General features: G+C 62.7%; 15 protein-coding genes. 8 read left to right on the forward strand and 7 right to left on the reverse strand.

Annotated features, from left to right (window positions below):
* Positions 1-2,412: a bifunctional (p)ppGpp synthetase/guanosine-3',5'-bis(diphosphate) 3'-pyrophosphohydrolase gene (locus ACBG85_RS13715; RefSeq protein WP_003943344.1), complete on the forward strand. Its 2,412-nt coding sequence runs from the start codon at positions 1-3 to the stop codon at positions 2,410-2,412.
* A 52-nt stretch (positions 2,413-2,464) separates the two neighbouring features.
* Here ACBG85_RS13715 and ACBG85_RS13720 read toward each other — a convergent pair whose 3' ends face one another.
* A complete protein-coding gene (locus ACBG85_RS13720; RefSeq protein ID WP_372027759.1) occupies positions 2,465-3,277 on the reverse strand; it encodes a peptidylprolyl isomerase in 813 nt (270 codons plus the stop codon).
* Complete coding sequence (locus ACBG85_RS13725; RefSeq protein ID WP_003943303.1) at positions 3,277-4,158, reverse strand: peptidylprolyl isomerase; 882 nt, start codon at positions 4,156-4,158, stop codon at positions 3,277-3,279. The genes ACBG85_RS13720 and ACBG85_RS13725 overlap by 1 nt, the downstream gene beginning before the upstream one ends.
* 195 nt (positions 4,159-4,353) lie before the next feature.
* Between ACBG85_RS13725 and ACBG85_RS13730 the strand changes: the two genes are divergently transcribed.
* The 4 genes from ACBG85_RS13730 (at position 4,354) to ACBG85_RS13745 (ending at position 7,996) form a co-directional block, all read left to right on the forward strand.
* Entirely contained in the window at positions 4,354-5,034 is a 681-nt protein-coding gene (locus tag ACBG85_RS13730; protein ID WP_058227934.1) for an MBL fold metallo-hydrolase, read from the forward strand.
* 15 nt (positions 5,035-5,049) lie between these two features.
* Complete coding sequence (hisS, locus tag ACBG85_RS13735) at positions 5,050-6,321, forward strand: histidine--tRNA ligase (RefSeq protein ID WP_007732972.1); 1,272 nt, start codon at positions 5,050-5,052, stop codon at positions 6,319-6,321.
* Positions 6,311-6,940 carry a hypothetical protein gene (locus ACBG85_RS13740; RefSeq protein WP_007732974.1) on the forward strand — a complete coding sequence of 210 codons (630 nt, stop codon included), beginning with the start codon at positions 6,311-6,313 and terminating at the stop codon, positions 6,938-6,940. Before hisS ends, ACBG85_RS13740 begins: the two co-directional genes overlap by 11 nt.
* A gap of 66 nt (positions 6,941-7,006) precedes the next feature.
* Positions 7,007-7,996, forward strand: a complete 990-nt coding sequence (locus tag ACBG85_RS13745) for a malate dehydrogenase (RefSeq protein ID WP_042452093.1) — start codon at positions 7,007-7,009, stop codon at positions 7,994-7,996.
* 12 nt (positions 7,997-8,008) lie between these two features.
* Here ACBG85_RS13745 and ACBG85_RS13750 read toward each other — a convergent pair whose 3' ends face one another.
* Positions 8,009-9,244 carry a hypothetical protein gene (locus ACBG85_RS13750; protein ID WP_372027764.1) on the reverse strand — a complete coding sequence of 412 codons (1,236 nt, stop codon included), beginning with the start codon at positions 9,242-9,244 and terminating at the stop codon, positions 8,009-8,011.
* On the reverse strand, positions 9,241-9,570 hold the full coding sequence (locus ACBG85_RS13755) for a type VII secretion target (protein WP_372027766.1): 330 nt from the start codon (positions 9,568-9,570) through the stop codon (positions 9,241-9,243). Before ACBG85_RS13755 ends, ACBG85_RS13750 begins: the two co-directional genes overlap by 4 nt.
* Positions 9,571-9,743: 173 nt before the next feature.
* On the opposite strand from ACBG85_RS13755, the gene otsB reads away from it, so the two are divergent.
* The gene (otsB, locus tag ACBG85_RS13760) at positions 9,744-10,532 is read left to right on the forward strand and encodes a trehalose-phosphatase (RefSeq protein ID WP_372027768.1); all 789 of its coding nucleotides are present in this window, start codon (positions 9,744-9,746) and stop codon (positions 10,530-10,532) included.
* A gap of 199 nt (positions 10,533-10,731) precedes the next feature.
* Here the strand turns inward: otsB and ACBG85_RS13765 are convergent, their stop codons facing one another.
* From ACBG85_RS13765 to ACBG85_RS13775, 3 genes are all read right to left on the reverse strand, one after another.
* Positions 10,732-11,523 (reverse strand): ABC transporter permease subunit, encoded by a 792-nt coding sequence (locus ACBG85_RS13765; RefSeq protein ID WP_003943323.1) that lies wholly within the window; start codon positions 11,521-11,523, stop codon positions 10,732-10,734.
* Positions 11,523-12,497: an ABC transporter ATP-binding protein gene (locus ACBG85_RS13770; protein WP_064075363.1), complete on the reverse strand. Its 975-nt coding sequence runs from the start codon at positions 12,495-12,497 to the stop codon at positions 11,523-11,525. The genes ACBG85_RS13765 and ACBG85_RS13770 overlap by 1 nt, the downstream gene beginning before the upstream one ends.
* 81 nt (positions 12,498-12,578) lie before the next feature.
* A complete protein-coding gene (locus tag ACBG85_RS13775) occupies positions 12,579-13,634 on the reverse strand; it encodes a serine/threonine protein phosphatase (RefSeq protein ID WP_372027769.1) in 1,056 nt (351 codons plus the stop codon).
* Positions 13,635-14,100: 466 nt separating this feature from the next.
* Between ACBG85_RS13775 and ACBG85_RS13780 the strand changes: the two genes are divergently transcribed.
* Positions 14,101-14,721 carry a TetR/AcrR family transcriptional regulator gene (locus tag ACBG85_RS13780; RefSeq protein WP_039972893.1) on the forward strand — a complete coding sequence of 207 codons (621 nt, stop codon included), beginning with the start codon at positions 14,101-14,103 and terminating at the stop codon, positions 14,719-14,721.
* Positions 14,721-16,484: a 3-oxosteroid 1-dehydrogenase gene (gene kstD / locus ACBG85_RS13785; protein WP_372027771.1), complete on the forward strand. Its 1,764-nt coding sequence runs from the start codon at positions 14,721-14,723 to the stop codon at positions 16,482-16,484. The genes ACBG85_RS13780 and kstD overlap by 1 nt, the downstream gene beginning before the upstream one ends.
* The last annotated feature ends 6 nt before the right edge of the window (positions 16,485-16,490 follow it).

Consider the following 16,490-nt stretch of genomic DNA (forward strand, 5'->3'; position numbering starts at 1 on the left):
ATGACGTCGAATCTTGATCGATCACAGAACTCGGGTGCAGTGTCGCAGGAGACGGGTGCAGTTCCGGCTCCGGAGACGACACCATCGAAGTCCGCGGTGCCCGACGATTCGGGATCTGCGCAAACTACCGGCAATCGGGGTGGGCAGAATCTGGCCGTGCCCGCTTCCGCCTCCCGTAGGGTGCGCGCTCGGCTTGCTCGACGCATCACCGGTCAGCGCAACGCCACCATCCGCCCGGTGCTCGAGCCGTTGGTCAGCCTCCACCGTGAGCTGTATCCGAAGGCCGACCTCGCGCTGCTCCAGCGTGCGTACGACGTCGCCGAGGACAGACATTCGAGCCAGCGGCGCAAGTCCGGCGATCCGTACATCACGCATCCGTTGGCCGTCGCAAGCATTCTGGCCGAGTTGGGTATGGACACCACCACCCTCGTCGCAGCCCTGCTGCACGACACCGTCGAGGACACCGGGTACTCACTCGAAGAGTTGACCAAGGACTTCGGTGACGAGGTCGCTCACCTCGTCGACGGCGTCACCAAACTCGACAAGGTCGTTCTGGGCACCGCCGCCGAGGGCGAAACCATCCGCAAGATGATCATCGCGATGGCGCGGGACCCGCGCGTGCTCGTGATCAAGGTCGCGGATCGTCTGCACAACATGCGCACGATGCGATTCCTGCCGCCAGAAAAGCAGGCACGTAAGGCGCGAGAGACTCTCGAAGTCATTGCGCCACTTGCACATCGACTCGGAATGGCGACCGTCAAGTGGGAACTCGAGGACCTTTCGTTCGCCATCTTGCACCCGAAGAAGTATGACGAGATCGTTCGACTGGTCGCCGATCGCGCGCCTTCTCGTGACACCTATCTGGCCAAGGTTCGCGCCGAGATCAACTCGACCCTGTCCGCCTCGCGGATCAACGCCATCGTCGAAGGCAGGCCCAAGCATTACTGGTCGATCTATCAGAAGATGATCGTCAAGGGCCGCGATTTCGACGACATCCACGATCTGGTCGGCGTCCGCATCCTGTGTGAAGAAGTGCGTGACTGTTACGCCGCGGTCGGCGTTGTCCACTCACTGTGGCAGCCGATGGCCGGACGCTTCAAGGACTACATCGCACAGCCGCGCTACGGCGTCTACCAGTCGCTGCACACCACCGTCGTGGGACCGGAAGGCAAGCCCCTGGAGGTCCAGATCCGGACCCAGGACATGCACCGGACCGCGGAGTTCGGTATCGCCGCGCACTGGCGGTACAAGGAGACCAAGGGCAAGCACGCGGGCGACATCGCCGAGGTCGACGACATGGCGTGGATGCGTCAGCTACTCGACTGGCAACGTGAAGCGGCCGATCCGGGGGAGTTCCTCGAATCGTTGCGTTACGACCTCGCGGTCAAGGAGATCTTCGTCTTCACGCCAAAGGGTGACGTGATCACGTTGCCTGCCGGATCGACTCCCGTCGATTTCGCGTATGCGGTGCACACCGAGGTCGGGCACCGATGCATCGGTGCCAGGGTCAACGGCCGACTGGTCGCGCTGGAACGAACTCTCGAAAACGGCGAAGTGGTGGAGGTCTTCACGTCGAAGGCTGCCACCGCCGGGCCGAGCCGAGATTGGCAGACGTTTGTCGTCTCGCCGCGTGCCAAGGCGAAGATCCGTCAGTGGTTCGCGAAGGAACGCCGCGAGGAGGCGCTCGAGTCCGGCAAGGATCAGATCGCGAAGGAGGTCCGCCGTGTGGGACTTCCGTTGCAGCGGTTGATGAACGCCGAATCGATGAGCACGATCGCGCACGAACTTCGCTATCCCGACGTCTCGGCGTTGTACACGGCCGTAGGCGAGAGTCAGGTGTCGGCGCACCACGTCGTGCAGCGACTGGTTGCTCATCTGGGCGGCGTCGGCGCAGTCGAGGAGGAACTGGCCGAGCGTTCGACACCGTCGACCATGCCGGTGCGCACCCGCAGTACGGGTGACTCCGGAATTCTGGTTCCCGGAGCGCCGGGCACGGTGGCAAAACTCGCGAAGTGTTGCACGCCGGTTCCGGGCGATTCGATTCTGGGCTTCGTCACGCGTGGCGGCGCGGTCAGCGTGCACCGTACCGACTGCACCAACGCCAACTCGCTCCACGATCAGTCCGAGCGAATCATCGACGTCGAATGGGCACCGTCAGCGACATCGGTGTTCCTGGTCGCGATCCAGATCGAGGCACTCGATCGTCATCGGTTGCTTTCCGACGTCACCAAGGCGTTGGCAGACGAGAAGGTGAACATCCTGTCGGCCTCGGTCACCACCTCAGGTGACCGAGTGGCGATCAGCAAGTTCACCTTCGAGATGGGCGACCCGAAGCACTTGGGTCATGTTCTCAACGTGGTTCGTAACGTGGAAGGCGTCTACGACGTCTACCGCGTGACCTCTGCTTCGTAAACTGCTGTGCGCCTTTATTAACCGCGGGCGGTTAATAAAGGCGCACAGGGGGTCAGGCGACTACTGCAGTCTCGATGGTGATCGGGGTGTTGGGTGCACCGCCGCCGGTTGCTCCCATGCCACCGTCGTCGCCGTCGGCCGCGATCTTCTCGATCGTCGCCAGGCCGGCGTCGTCGATCTTTCCGAAGACCGTGTAGTTGGGCGGCAAGACCGAATCCTCGTAGACGAGGAAGAACTGACTGCCGTTGCTGCCCGGTTTACCCGAGTTGGCCATTGCCAGCGTGCCGCGGGGGTAGACGGCAGGCAAGGAGAGTGCCGGATCGTTAGCCGGGTAGGCAGTGGTCGGGTACTCGTTGTCGAAGCCATAGCCTGGTCCGCCCGTGCCCTTGCCCGAGGGATCGCCGCACTGCAGGATCTGTAGACCGGGTGTGGTGACGAGTCGATGGCACGGGGTGTTGTCGAAGTACTTCTGCTCGGTCAAGCTCACGATGCTGTTGACCGTGCAGGGGGCTTCCGCCCGGTTCAGTTCCATCCCGATCGGGCCGGCCGTAGTCGTGAGCGCGACGTTGACGGTTCCCTCGGTGGACACACCCGTGGAGTTCGGCGGATTGACGGTTTTTGCTGCACCCGCCGCGCTCGGGTACGAGCAGTCGACGGTCGCCGAGGCCGGAGTCGGGACAGGCGGGAGTGCGTCGAACTGTGACATGTCGAGCGGCGGCATGGCAGCCGTTGTCGTCTTCGCCTTGGAGGTGCTGGACGGCGAGTCCGAGCTACCGGAATCACTGGAACAACCAGCCAGAAGCAGCGCCGCGGCGCTGGCGGCGGCAATAACTACAGGAAAGCGCATCACAGGATTACGTCGCATCAGTCGAGCCTTACTGTCTTGATGTCGGTGGTCAGATTCGGCTTGCCGTCACCCTCTGGCGTCGATCCGCCGGCCGCGACCTTGTCCAAAGTGGCGAGCCCGGTTTCGTCGATCGTGCCGAAAACCGTGTACTGCGGGGGGAGTTGTGAGTCGCCGTAGACGAGGAAGAACTGGCTGCCGTTGCTACCGGGTGCCCCGGTGTTGGCCATCGCAACCGTGCCGCGCGCGTAGGTGACGGGCTCCTGCGCTGCCGGGTCGGTGGTGGAATACGCCGTGGTGGGGAATTCGTTGTCGAAGCCGTAGCCCGGTCCGCCGGTGCCGGTGCCCGACGGGTCACCGCACTGCAGCACCTGGAGCGAGGGGCTCGTCGTCATGCGGTGGCAGGTGGTGTCGTTGAAGTAGTCCTGCTGCGCCAAGCTCACGAAGCTGTTGACGGTGCACGGAGACTTCGTTCCGTCGAGTGTGAGCCCGATGTTTCCCTGCGAGGTCTCGACGCTGATGCTCGGCGTCGCGTCCGGCGCGGTGGTGGGAATCCCGTCGGTACGAGGAGGGTTGTTGGCCTTGGACGCGGTAGCGCCGTCGGCTGGATACGAGCAGGAGACCGTGTCGGCCAGTGGCGTCGACAGACCGGCCGGCATTGCACCCGCGGTCTGTGGCGTGAGGCTCGAGTCGTCGGCAGCAGTGTTGGTGGTGTTCGCGTCGTCGTCACTGCGATTGCTCAGCCAGATGAGTCCACCGACGACGCCGACTACGACGACCACGCCGAGCGCAGTTCCGGCTATCGTCATCTGCTTGCGCTTGCGGGCACGTTCTGCGCGACGTTCGAGCTGACGCTCGAGCTTGCGTTTCGCCGCCTCGCGGCGTTGCTCGTTACTCGGCACTGCTGTAGTCCTCCGTATCGCGGGTGGATCGTGGTCGGCCGGCCGAGCGACACCCTGGGGGTCGGCTTCGGCAAGCGGCTCTACTCGTCGTCAGAGTCTCCCATTGCAACCTGAGAACTTACTGGCGGGGCAGCAGCTTAGGCTGTAACCGACAGCGTGTTGTTCGTTTCCACCCTTCGAAGAGGAGTTGCCCCCGTGCTCGTCACTGGTTTTCCGGCCGGGATGTTCCAAACCAACTGCTACATACTCGCTCAGAACGACGCGTGCGAGTGCGTAGTCGTAGATCCGGGTCAGGATGCAGCTGAGCCGCTCTTCGAATATCTGGACTCCAAGGACATGTCGGTCACGGCGGTCCTCCTGACGCACGGTCATCTCGATCACGTGTGGTCGGCCCGCGAGGTCTGTGAGCGGTATTCCGTACCCGCGTACATCCATCCCGAGGATCGCTACATGCTCAGCGATCCGGCACGGGGGATCGGCCCGACGATGAAGGAATTCATTCAAGGCATGACGTTCGTGGAGCCGGACGAGGTGATCGAACTGGCCGACGGAGACAAGATCACCGAGGCCGGAATGACGTTCGTCGTGGACCACACACCCGGGCACACGCAGGGATCGGTGGTGTTTCGCACCCAGGCGAACACCGAGAGCGGGCCCGTGGATTTGGCGTTCACCGGTGACACCCTGTTCCAGGGTTCCATCGGGCGCAGCGACCTGCCCGGCGGAAATCACGAGCAGTTGCTCGCTTCGATCGCCCGCAAGCTATTGGTACTCGGTGACGAGACAGTGGTCCTGCCCGGGCACGGCGGCAACAGTTCGATCGGCGCCGAGCGAAGCTCGAATCCGTTTCTCGTTGGACTCAGCGCACAAGAATAAGGAAAAGTACCTCTCGTGAGTAAAGCCAGCACCTTCTCTGCACCCAAGGGCATTCCGGACTACGTTCCGCCGCAGTCAGCCGAATTCGTCGCCGTTCGTGACGGTTTGACGCGCGCCGCGAGGTTGGCCGGATACGGCCACATCGAATTGCCGATCTTCGAGGACACCGGCCTGTTCGCTCGCGGTGTCGGTGAGTCGACCGACGTCGTCAGCAAAGAGATGTACACATTCGCCGACCGCGGTGACCGTTCGGTGACGTTGCGTCCCGAGGGAACCGCCGGAGTCATGCGTGCGGTCATCGAGCACAGCCTCGATCGTGGACAGTTGCCGGTCAAGGTCAGCTACGCGGGCCCGTTCTTCCGCTACGAGCGCCCGCAGGCCGGTCGCTACCGCCAGTTGCAGCAGGTCGGCGTCGAAGCCATCGGGATCGACGACCCCGCGCTCGACGCTGAGGTCATCGCGATCGCCGACGCCGGATTCCGGTCGTTGGGGCTCGACGGCTTCCGCCTCGAAATCACCTCTCTCGGTGACGACACCTGCCGGCCGCAGTACCGCGAACTGCTGCAGGAGTTTCTCTTTGCACTCCCGCTCGACGAAGACACGCGTCGACGCGCCGAGATCAACCCGCTCCGCGTGCTCGACGACAAGCGCCCGGATGTACGCGAGATGACTGCGGGCGCACCGCTCATGCTCGATCACCTGTCCGAGAGCTGCAAGGCGCACTTCGACGAGGTGCTAGCGCACCTGGACGCATTGGGCGTTCCGTACGTCGTCAACCCGCGCATGGTCCGCGGTCTCGACTACTACACCAAGACAACCTTCGAATTCGTGCACGACGGACTGGGTGCGCAGTCCGGAATCGGTGGTGGTGGTCGTTACGACGGTCTGATGGAACAGCTGGGTGGACAGCCGCTCTCGGGCATCGGGTTCGGAATCGGCGTCGACCGCACGGTTCTCGCGCTCGAGGCCGAGGGCAAGTCCGTTGCGCCACCGGCGCGTGTCGACGTCTTCTGTGTACCGATGGGTGCCGAGGCGAAGGCTGCACTGGTGAAGATCGCACATCAGTTGCGTGCCAATGGGATTCGCGTCGACCTGGCGTACGGAAACCGTGGCGTGAAGGGCTCGATGAAGGCAGCTGATCGTTCGGGTGCCGCGATCGCTTTGGTTCTCGGCGAGCGTGAACTCGAAGAGGGCGTTGTCGTTGTCAAACAGTTGGCAACAGGTGAGCAGGAGACAGTGGCGCTCGACCAGGTTGTCGACAAGCTCGGGGAACTCGTTGAGCACTGAGGCCGAACCGGTTTCGCTCGATCTGGTTCCCGTGGCATTGATCGCGCCGCGGCTGAAGAAGTTCGCCGTTGTTGTCGTGGTGTTCGGTGTGGTCGTCGGGTTGATCGTCAGTGTGTTCTCGACGGCGACCGTTGGAGTGATCGTCGGTGCCGTCATCGCGGTGCCGACGTCACTGGCGATCCTGATGACGCTGCGCCGGCACATCACGTTGTACGGCAACAGAGTTCGTGCGCAAGCTGGTTTTCGAACCAACGTCGTCGACGTGGCCGAGGTACTCACGGCGGCATTGACGGTGAGATCCGGCCGGATCAGCGAAGTCAGCTTGACGCTCGGCGACGGACGGTCCACCGTGCGGATCCCGCTCGCGCTGTATACCGCGGGGGGTGGGCGCGAGTTGGAGATCCTTGCACTCCGCAAGCTCGCCGACGCGCTGGCGGCCAGCGAGTTGGTACCGGCTGCCGCGTTGTCCTCGGTGCTGATCGAACAGTTGCGTGCCGAAGCCCGCGGCGCCGGACTCGCCGAGCGTCCGCTCTACCGCGCCGTCGAACTCGTGACGGCGGAGGGACGAGTGCCGAGAACCACACTGACAGACCACGAAGTGGCCGGTTTACTCGACTAGCGTGGAAACCGTTCTTACAGCGTTGTAGAACGGACAGTCGTGAAAACGGCAGGTGAGGAGTCGGCAATGAGTATTGCGCCCGTAACCGTCACGGTAACCGGAGCGTCGGGTCAGATCGCATACGGAATGCTTTTCCGCATAGCTGCGGGGGAGATGCTCGGCGCTGACGTCCCGATCAAACTTCGACTGCTCGAGATTCCTGCCGCCGTGTCCGCTGCCGAAGGCGTTGCGATGGAACTCGAAGACGGCGCATTTCCGTTGCTGAGTTCCATCGACATCACCGACGATCCCGATGTCGCCTTCTCCGGCGCGAACGTCGGGATGCTGGTCGGCGCACGTCCGCGGAGCAAGGGGATGGAGCGTGCCGACTTGCTGAGTGCGAACGGCGCGATATTCACAGCCCACGGGAAGGCGATCAACAACAACGCAGCCTCGGACGTCAAGGTGCTGGTCGTGGGAAATCCGGCCAACACCAACGCGCTCATCGCGATGAACAATGCACCGGATGTGCCCGATACTCGGTTCAGTGCACTGACGCGTCTCGACCACAACCGAGCGATCGCGCAGGTGGTGAAGAAGACCGGGGTTCGTGCGTCGTCGGTGCGCAAGGTGTCCGTCTGGGGAAACCATTCGGCGACGCAGTACCCGGACCTGTCCCACGCGACTGTCGCAGGTGAGCCTGCACTCGCGGTGATCGACGACCGCGACTGGGTGGAGAACGATTTCATCCCGACTGTGCAGGTGCGAGGCACCGCCATCATCGCTGCGCGTGGATCGTCCTCTGCGGCGAGTGCGGCCAGCGCGTCGATCGACCACGTCCGCGACTGGGTGATCGGTACCGCCGAGGACGACTGGGTATCCATGGCCGTCTGTTCGGACGGTTCCTACGGAGTGCCCGAAGGATTGATCTCTTCCTTCCCGGTGACCTGTGCCGATGGCGAGTTCGCTATCGTTCCCGACCTCGCGATCGACGACTTCTCACGCGAACGGATCGACCTGTCCGTCAGCGAACTGGAGCAGGAGCGTGCGGCGGTGCGGGAGTTGGGCTTCGTCTGAGGTTTGTCTTGATCAGTGATCTCGGAACAGGTACTGATCGGGATCGTCAGCCCCGAGCACGGGCGGCGACACCATCGGCAGATCGTCGACCATCGAATTCTCGTCGCCGGCAGTGACGAGATACCTCGGGGTAGTGCGTGACGACTCGTCGTCCCGAGATCCGCGGGGTCCACCGCCCAGCATGCCGCCCGGCGACATGCCGCTACTGCCGACTGTCGACGATGGTGCACCCAGGCCGGGCGTTGCTACCGGAACCGGTTGAACTGCAGCAACTCCCGCTGCACCCCTCACCATTCCGCCGGTAGTGCCACCGCTTCCGCTCACCCATGCTCCGCCAGAGCTTGCCGTCGCACTGGGTGACGGCGACGCGCCGGCTGCGAGTGACGTCGACGGATTGCCTGCGCCCCACAGCTTGTCGACGCCGGTCGGAAGCCCGGCGCCGGCCTGTGCAGCCGAGGTTCGAACAGCCTCGGTGCCTGGCTGAGTGGAGTCCGGGTGGGTGGAGTACGGCGCATCACCGGCATCGGTTGAGGCAGAAAGAGGTTGGGCGATCTGACGGGCGGCGTTGTTGATTGCCTCCGCACTGACCAGGTTGGAGAGTGCCTCACTGGTCGGTGGGGTCGGCACGGGGATCGGTCCGGCAAGGGCGTTCATGGCTGCGGTGTGCCCGAGCATCTCCCCACGCGTCCGAGTCACCGCCGCGACGGCTGCCTGCATGTGTTCAGCTGCCGAGGCAAGCAACATCGCCTGTCCTGGTGGTGTCCACGCGATGGGCGCGGCAGCTGCAACCGTGGTGGCGAAGGACTGCGCGATTGCCGCGAGATTCGCGTTGCCTCGCTGCACCGATTCCGCGGCGGCGGCAGCAGTTTTCGATATCGCGGTTCCGCGTTCGCTCAATTCTGCGCCGCTGTTCTGGGCGGATCGCGACAGTTCGGTCGCGGCGTCACTGCCGGTGCTGTTCCAGGTCTGGCCCACGTCGGCGACCGCGCTTCGGGACAGTCCCATGGCGTGGTCGATGAGAGTGGACGCCTGATCGAAGATGCCGACGGGATCGATGCCCGCAAAAGTGCCTGTGCCGAGACTCTTCCCGAGTTCGATCAAGGGCGCGAACAGATCTTCGATTCCGGGGAGTGCCGGTACCGGTATGCCGGCGAGCATCGATTCGACCACATTGTTCGGCAGTACCGGGGCAGGAGCGCCACCGTGAAGGAATTCGATGACGGTCGTCGAGTCGTCTTCGGTGCTCACGCGGTCGCGCCCGTCGATCCGGCCGCAGCGGTCAGATCTGTTGCGATTGCATGATCTGTGGTGTCGTAGGCCTGCGCGGCTGCACCGGCCGTCGCGGCGTTGCCGGCGTAGAACCTGGCGAGTGCTGCAACATCTTTGGTGTGTGTGGCCTGAGCGCGCGCGAATGCTTCGAGAAATTCGATCCCGACGGGGCCCACGGCCGGTGCGACTGCTGCGATGTTTGCACCCAGATCGACGGCGGCGGCCTGCACGATGCGTCCTGCCGCTTCGGTCGACGTCGAGCCGTACTTTCGGATGCCGTCAGTGGCGACCGTCAATTCGCTCATCATTACCCCCCAGTTGGTAAGCGTCGTGAGAACTTTAGCGGACCACTGTGGGCCCTTACAGGGAGACGACGCGACCTACTCAGCGGTTCCGGACAACCTGGACGAAGTGGCAGAGATTACATTCGGCTCCGGTGTTGGTATTGCGAGTGCGATCGATTTGGCACACTCGAACCATGCGAACCGCTTCGGACGTCATCCTCCGACTCACGTCCGATCCAGCTCGCTGTGGACTGGTGATGGATTTCGACGGTGTGCTTGCACCCATCGTCGATGATCCGTCGGCGAGTGCACTCCTGCCCGGCGCCGAAGACGTGCTCGCGACTCTGACGAAACACCTCGGTGTAGTCGGCCTGCTTTCGGGGCGGCCGGTGTCGTTTCTGCGAGAACGGCTGAGTCTGGATTCGGTTGTACTCATGGGTTCCTACGGTGTCGAGACCTGGACGGACAACGGAATCGAGGTGCTTCCGGCCGTCGCGGCGTTCAGTGATGCCGTCGCTGAAGCAGAAGCCGACCTGCGCCGCTTGTTCGATTCTCAGGCAGTTCCTGGCATCCATGTCGAGAGCAAAGGCCTTGCGGTGGCCGTGCATTGGCGTCGGGCTGCAGATCGAGCGGCCGCGCAGCGTCTGGTGGAAGCAGCGACAACTGAAATCGCGAGCCGGACCGGGTTGCGGCGTGAGCCCGGGAAGTTGGTCGAGGAATTGCGCCCACCCGTTGAGGAGGACAAGGGGACAGGCCTCCTTCGCGCGATCGCGGCCGCAGGGGTCGACGTCGTCGCGTACGCGGGCGACGACCGGGGTGACCTACCGGCCTTTGCCGCTGTCCTTGCCTCGGGTGGAGAAGCGTTGGTGGTCAAGGGCGACGACATCGCACCGGAAGTGGCTGCTGTCGACGGCGTCCAGTTCGACGGCCCGCAGGCATTCCTCGATTGGATGAAAGAGCTTGCCGCGCAACTGGAACGCTGACGCGTAAGGTCAGTCTGCCAGGAACTCGACCAGGTCTTATTTCGAGGTGCCGCGTCCGCGGGGCAGAGTGACGCGAACCCGCGCGTGCCCTGTTCCTTGGCGTGATCGACAAGCGCTGCGGGTTCTGTCAACGCGAAACTGGCCGCACCGGAAGGGCTCCGGTGCGGCCAGTTTTGGTCTTGGTCGGTTTGCGACTCGGTCAGGCGTCGCGCTTGTTGACGACGGCGATGCTGATTCCGAATATCACCAGCACAAACGCTGCGAAGTAGAACAAGCTTCCCCAAGGGCCCCAATGGAAATTGGTGCTCGAACCCGAAGAGAGGAAGTGGTCGGCGTTGGCGAACGGGAGGAACGGTGTGACGTTTCTGCCGAAGGATCCGAACATGCCGAACAGGCTCTCGATGAGCAGTGGCCACAGCAGCAGTAGTGCAATGGCGCCGGCGGACTGACGAAGGAGTGCTCCGACGGCGATGGCAAGGGCGACGCAGAGGAACGCGAAGATCGGTACGCCGTAAACGGCACGCCAGGCATCGGCGTTGTCCAGTGCCAGATTGGTGGAACCTTCAGAGCCTGCCGCAGCTTTGGTGATGAATACCGCGCCGAGCATGAGAACGAAGGACAGTACCGCGCCGAAAGCCCCGATCAGGCCGGCTTTGGCGATCAGAACCGAAGCCCGACTCGGGATGGCCTGGAAGGTGGTACGGATGATGCCGAAGCGGTACTCGCTGGTGATCGCGAGCGCCGCCATGATCATCAGGACCATGACGCCGAATCCGGATACTCCTAGCCCCGCGTCGTTGAACGTGGGGAGGAATTTCTCGAAATCAGGAGTTCCTGATGCGGCTTCGTCGTTGTACGCCTGAATGCTCGAACTCGACGAACGCCCGATCATCCAGGCGACGCCCAACCCTAGGACGATGATTGTGATCGTGCACCACAGCGGCGACTTGGTCGTGGTGATCTTGATACGTTCAGCACTGAGAACAGCCATTACAGTGCACCTCCCATAGCGTGCTGTGTGTTTGCGTGGTGGGTTCCGGCGCCCGGATCGATACCGGATGCGTGGTACTGGACATCGTCCCCGGTCAACTTCATGAACGCATCCTCAAGCGATCCCTGCACAGAAGCTAACTCGTGCAACACGATTCCCTGCGAACCAGCCAAACCACCGATCACATCGGTGGTCGAATCCACGACCACCAACACCGGCTCCGATCCTGAATGTTCCTCGCGGACAGTCAGTCCCTGGGCAGTCAATGCGGCATGGAGAGCGTCCAATTGTGGGCTGCGCACGCGCACCGTCGACTCCGACGAACGATCCACGAACTCCGCGACCGTCGAATCCGAAATCAACCGACCCCGACCGATCACCACCAACTGCTCCGCCGTGAGCGCCATCTCCGACAGGAGGTGACTCGACACCAGCACCGTGCGGCCCTCGGCCGCCAACCGCTGCATGAACTTACGAATCCAGACGATGCCCTCCGGATCGAGACCGTTGACCGGCTCGTCGAACAACAACACCTTCGGATCCCCCAGCAGCGCACCCGCCAACCCCAGACGCTGCGACATACCGAGCGAGAACCCGCCGGCCTTCTTGCCCGCCACCTCGGACAATCCGACCAACCCGAGCACCTCGTCGACGCGGGACTTCGGGATCCCGTTCGAAGCAGCCATCCACTGCAGATGTGCACGCGCACTGCGATTGGGGTGCACCCACTTCGCATCCAGCAACGCACCCACCGTCCGCAACGGCGTCTTGAGCTCGCGGTACGGCTTGCCCTCGATCAACGCCGCACCCGACGTCGGCTGATCCAAACCCAGGATCATCCGCATCGTCGTCGACTTGCCTGCACCGTTCGGGCCCAGGAAGCCCGTCACGATGCCCGGCTTGACCGTGAACGACAAGTCGTCCACCGCTTTCGTCGGTCCGTAAACCTTGGTCAATCCCCTCAGTTCAATCATGAGGAGAACTGTGCCCTACCGGCACTGACCAGCACATCGGTCCCGAGGATGACATGAACCCTGAGATGTGAATACGGCAGTTCAGGGAAAACCCTGTGCTCGACCGGAAGTCGGAACTGGCGCGGCATGCGGGTAGGGCGCATCGAAGTCGCCGTCGAACAATCGCCAGTAGAAGTCGTTCATCCTCGCAGCGGCGGGCGCGTGCCGTGTCACGATCGCGGCCACCTCTGGTGTCACATCACCTGGAATATGACCTGTGGCGCATCGTCGTACGTACTGGTTGCGGGCGACTGGTCCGCCGCTCGTCGGCCTCGGTACCCCGCAGACCTCGGTCACCAGCCAGTTGACCAGAAGCATGGCGGCGTAGTCGGCGTCATGAGTGGCGTGGCGCCGGACGAAGTCGTGCTCGGCAGTCGACAGGTCGAAGTGTGGGGATGTGGCCAGTCCGAAGTCGGTGAGATAGATCCGCTCCATGTCGGTGCGCATGTTGCCGAAATGTCCGTCCATGTGCAGCAACTGTCGATCGCGCAAGAATGCCACGATCTCCGAAAACTGTCGCTCGACTTCGGCAGCTTTGGCGGACGGGTTGTCTTCCAGCCAATTCGAGATCGGGTGTTCGATGTACTCGCAGAACAGTACGAGGCTGCACGGCGCAGCGGCAAGCGCTTCGAGACGGGTCCGCACTTCACGGCTGGCGCCGGCGGTGTGAACGGAATCGATGTCGGCGTGTTCGGCCGCAACGGGCGAACGTCCGGGAAGTATCCGCCAGTGGTAAAGCATTGGGAACGACTGTGTTTCGCCGGCCAGAACGGCATCGGTGACCACGATGTTCGCGGCCAGTTCTCGCCAGGCGTTGAAGCTTGGGCCACCAATGCCGTACTGGCAGAACGTCGGCAGATCGAAATGGTTGGAAGTAGAGCCCACCTCGGCGATTTCCCGCACGCTCAGTGGGATGCGTTTGGTGAATACCGGAACGCCGTTGAGCCTGTTGTCATAGACCCTGATCACTCCTGCGGCGCCACCTACGCCGACACTCGAGATTTGAACGGTGTCGACCAGTCGGGCCAGTTCGACATCGTTCTGGGAAGACAGGAACGCCGACAGCTTTCGGTGACGGTCAATCCTGACGTCTGTCATCCCACGACTGTGCCACAGGCTCGTCCGGCTTCGATTTCGCGGAGCCGCCTGTCGAAGTCACCGATTCTGGCGGTGTCCTCGTAGTAGTCCTCTTGCTCGATGATCTTTCCCACTTGGTCCGAACGAGAAGCACTGTTCGATTTCGATAGATGACGGCGCCGTCGGGGCCAAGGGCTCGGTCGTCGAAACGGGCGAGCAGGGTCATGCGCCAGAGTGGACCACCGAAATACGCTTCGGTGACCGCGCCTTGAAGCCCCGCATCGACAAATTGTTGGAGAAACGTCTCAATTCGGTCCCCATCGCTTCATCTTCGAAGCTTGTCGTGGCATCGAATGCCCTGTCAACGATGTGCCCGGGTCTGCTGATATCTGACAGAGAATTGGATATTGACAGTAACTGTCACAATAGGTGAGACTCGCATTATCGAGAATGGCCGGATCTCGGCCGAGGCGGGAGGACGTTGCTGATGTCACTACGGGAGAGACAGCGGTTGCAGGTGCGAGCAGACATTCAACGTGCGGCATTCGATCTGTTCGCGCGTGACGGTTTCGAGGATGTGACCACCGAGCAGATTGCGGCGGCAGCGGGGGTATCGGCGAGTACGTACTTCCGGCACGTTCGTAACAAGGAGGATCTGCTGTTGGATCCGGTCAGGCAGGGCGGTGCCGGAATCGTGACGTTGCTCGAGGATCGCCCACCGACCGAGTCGGCTGATCTTGCGATATCACGGGCAATCCTCGAGCGTTCCAATGCTTTCGAGTCCGCGGAGATCGATCAGTGGCGATCGGCGTTCCGTACCGCGCCGCACCTGATGGATCGTGTCGCTCTGATCGCGCCCGAGCATCGTGATCGGTTGGTCGAGTTGGTGGCGCAACGTATGCAACTCGATCCGGAAAACGACAGCCGCCCAGGACTTCTCGTTCATTTGATGTTGGCAGCGGCGGAGTTCGGTTATCGGCAATGGATACGTAACCCTCACAAGCGCGGGGCATCACTTCCCGTGTGCGTCGAGGGGGCGCTCGACGCTGTTCGAGGATCCCGGTGGCACACGCAGGACGAAGATGACACGAAAGGTCGTGACCAGTGATGAACGAGAACCCTCAGGGCGCCGTGCCGCCCGTAGTAGATGTGCCCGTAGTGGATGTCGTTGTTGTCGGATCGGGGGCTGCCGGCATGTCTGCAGCCATCACCGCAGCCCGCAACGGACTCTCGACGATACTCGTGGAGAAGTCCGAATACTGGGGCGGTTCGTCGTCCCGGTCCGGGGGCGGCGTGTGGATTCCGGGAAACTCGATACTTCGCCGCGAGGCACCGACAGATGATATCGACGCTGCGCGAACATATCTGAAGAGCATTGTCGGAGAGGATGCAGACGCCGACCGAATCGACACGTATATCGATCGGGGTCCGGAAGCCCTCGATTTCCTGATTCGTCACTCTGCGTTGGAGCTCGAATGGGTGAAGGGGTACTCCGACTACTTTCCCGAGGCACCTGGCGGACGTGCAAGCGGCCGCTCGTGCGAGCCGCGCCCGTTCGACGCGCGAGCTCTGGGCGACGATCTTGCGACACTTCATCCGCCGTACATGAAGGTTCCGCTCAACATGGTTGTCCAACAATCTGATTACCGTTGGTTGAGCACGGGGATCCGGCATTGGCGGGGTCCGGTGCGGATGCTTCGGGTAGGAATGAGATCCCTGGCCGCAAGAGCTCGGAAGAAGAAGCTGATCGGGCTCGGGCCGGCGCTCATGGCCGAACTGATGCTCGGAGTTCGGGACGCCGGAGTGACGGTGGAGCTCGGGACGAGGCTTGTGGATTTGGTGACCGACAGTGATCGTGTCGTGGGTGTGCGACTCGAGTCCGGGGGAGTGCAGACCACCATGCACGCTCGATGCGGTGTCATCCTCGCGTGTGGCGGGTTCGACAACAACGACGACATGCGAGGCGAGTACCAGCGACGGCCGAGTAGCGCGCAGTGGACTCTCGGGGCACCGACCAATACCGGGGATGGCATCCGTGCAGCTCTACGCGTCGACGCCGCAATTTCGGACATGGACGACGCGTGGTGGGCCCCGTCGATTCCACTGCCCAAAGGCCCGTGGTTCGCCTTGGCGGAACGCTCGTTGCCTCGCAGCCTCATGGTCAACGCCAGCGGTCAGCGCTTCATGAACGAGTCACTTCCCTATGTCGAAGCGGCACACGCCATGTTCGGCGGAAAGTACGGCCGAGGTGTAGGACCCGCTGAGAACATCCCGGCTTGGCTGATCTTCGATCAGACGTACCGTGACCGTTACCTGTTCGCGGGGGTTCCGGCGCGCAGGCCCATACCTCGGTCGTGGATCGAATCGGGTGCGATCGTGCGAGCTGGATCGATTGCCGAACTCGCTGCCGAGATCGGAGTGCCGGGCGATGCGCTGTCCGCGACCATCACGCGATTCAACAGTCACGCGCGCGACGGAGTCGATCGCGACTTCGGCCGTGGGACAAGCAGATACGACCACTACTACGGCGACTGCACCAACAAGCCCAACCCCAGCCTCGGAGAACTCACGAAGGGTCCGTTCTATGCCGCGAAGATGGTGCCTGGAGACCTGGGGACCAAAGGCGGCATCAACACGGACGCTCGCGCGCGAGCGTTGCGCGCCGACGGTTCGGTCATCGACGGGCTCTATGCAGCAGGTAACACCAGCTCACCGGTGATGGGTCATACCTATGCCGGTCCAGGTGCAACTATCGGTCCCGCAATGGTTTTCGGATATCTGGCGGCGCTCGATGCGGTCGGACGATCCCACGACGGTAGTGAGCTCGAGACCGAAGGCAGGAATAATGGTTTGGCAGATCACCGTGGGTAGGGTTCT

It is taken from the genome of Rhodococcus sp. NyZ502, assembly GCF_041464245.1.
GTDB classification, from domain to species: domain Bacteria; phylum Actinomycetota; class Actinomycetes; order Mycobacteriales; family Mycobacteriaceae; genus Rhodococcus_F; species Rhodococcus_F qingshengii.

Excerpts from the sequence above, each read along its gene's own strand:
- ACBG85_RS13715 (WP_003943344.1), top strand. The coding sequence starts at position 1 with ATGACGTCGAATCTTGATCGATCACAGAACTCGGGTGCAGTGTCGCAG.
- ACBG85_RS13720 (WP_372027759.1), bottom strand. The coding sequence starts at position 3,277 with ATGCGACGTAATCCTGTGATGCGCTTTCCTGTAGTTATTGCCGCCGCC.
- ACBG85_RS13745 (WP_042452093.1), top strand. The coding sequence starts at position 7,007 with ATGAGTATTGCGCCCGTAACCGTCACGGTAACCGGAGCGTCGGGTCAG.
- ACBG85_RS13755 (WP_372027766.1), bottom strand. The coding sequence starts at position 9,570 with ATGAGCGAATTGACGGTCGCCACTGACGGCATCCGAAAGTACGGCTCG.
- otsB (WP_372027768.1), top strand. The coding sequence starts at position 9,744 with ATGCGAACCGCTTCGGACGTCATCCTCCGACTCACGTCCGATCCAGCT.
- ACBG85_RS13765 (WP_003943323.1), bottom strand. The coding sequence starts at position 11,523 with ATGGCTGTTCTCAGTGCTGAACGTATCAAGATCACCACGACCAAGTCG.
- ACBG85_RS13770 (WP_064075363.1), bottom strand. The coding sequence starts at position 12,497 with ATGATTGAACTGAGGGGATTGACCAAGGTTTACGGACCGACGAAAGCG.
- ACBG85_RS13775 (WP_372027769.1), bottom strand. The coding sequence starts at position 13,634 with ATGACAGACGTCAGGATTGACCGTCACCGAAAGCTGTCGGCGTTCCTG.
- ACBG85_RS13780 (WP_039972893.1), top strand. The coding sequence starts at position 14,101 with ATGTCACTACGGGAGAGACAGCGGTTGCAGGTGCGAGCAGACATTCAA.
- kstD (WP_372027771.1), top strand. The coding sequence starts at position 14,721 with ATGAACGAGAACCCTCAGGGCGCCGTGCCGCCCGTAGTAGATGTGCCC.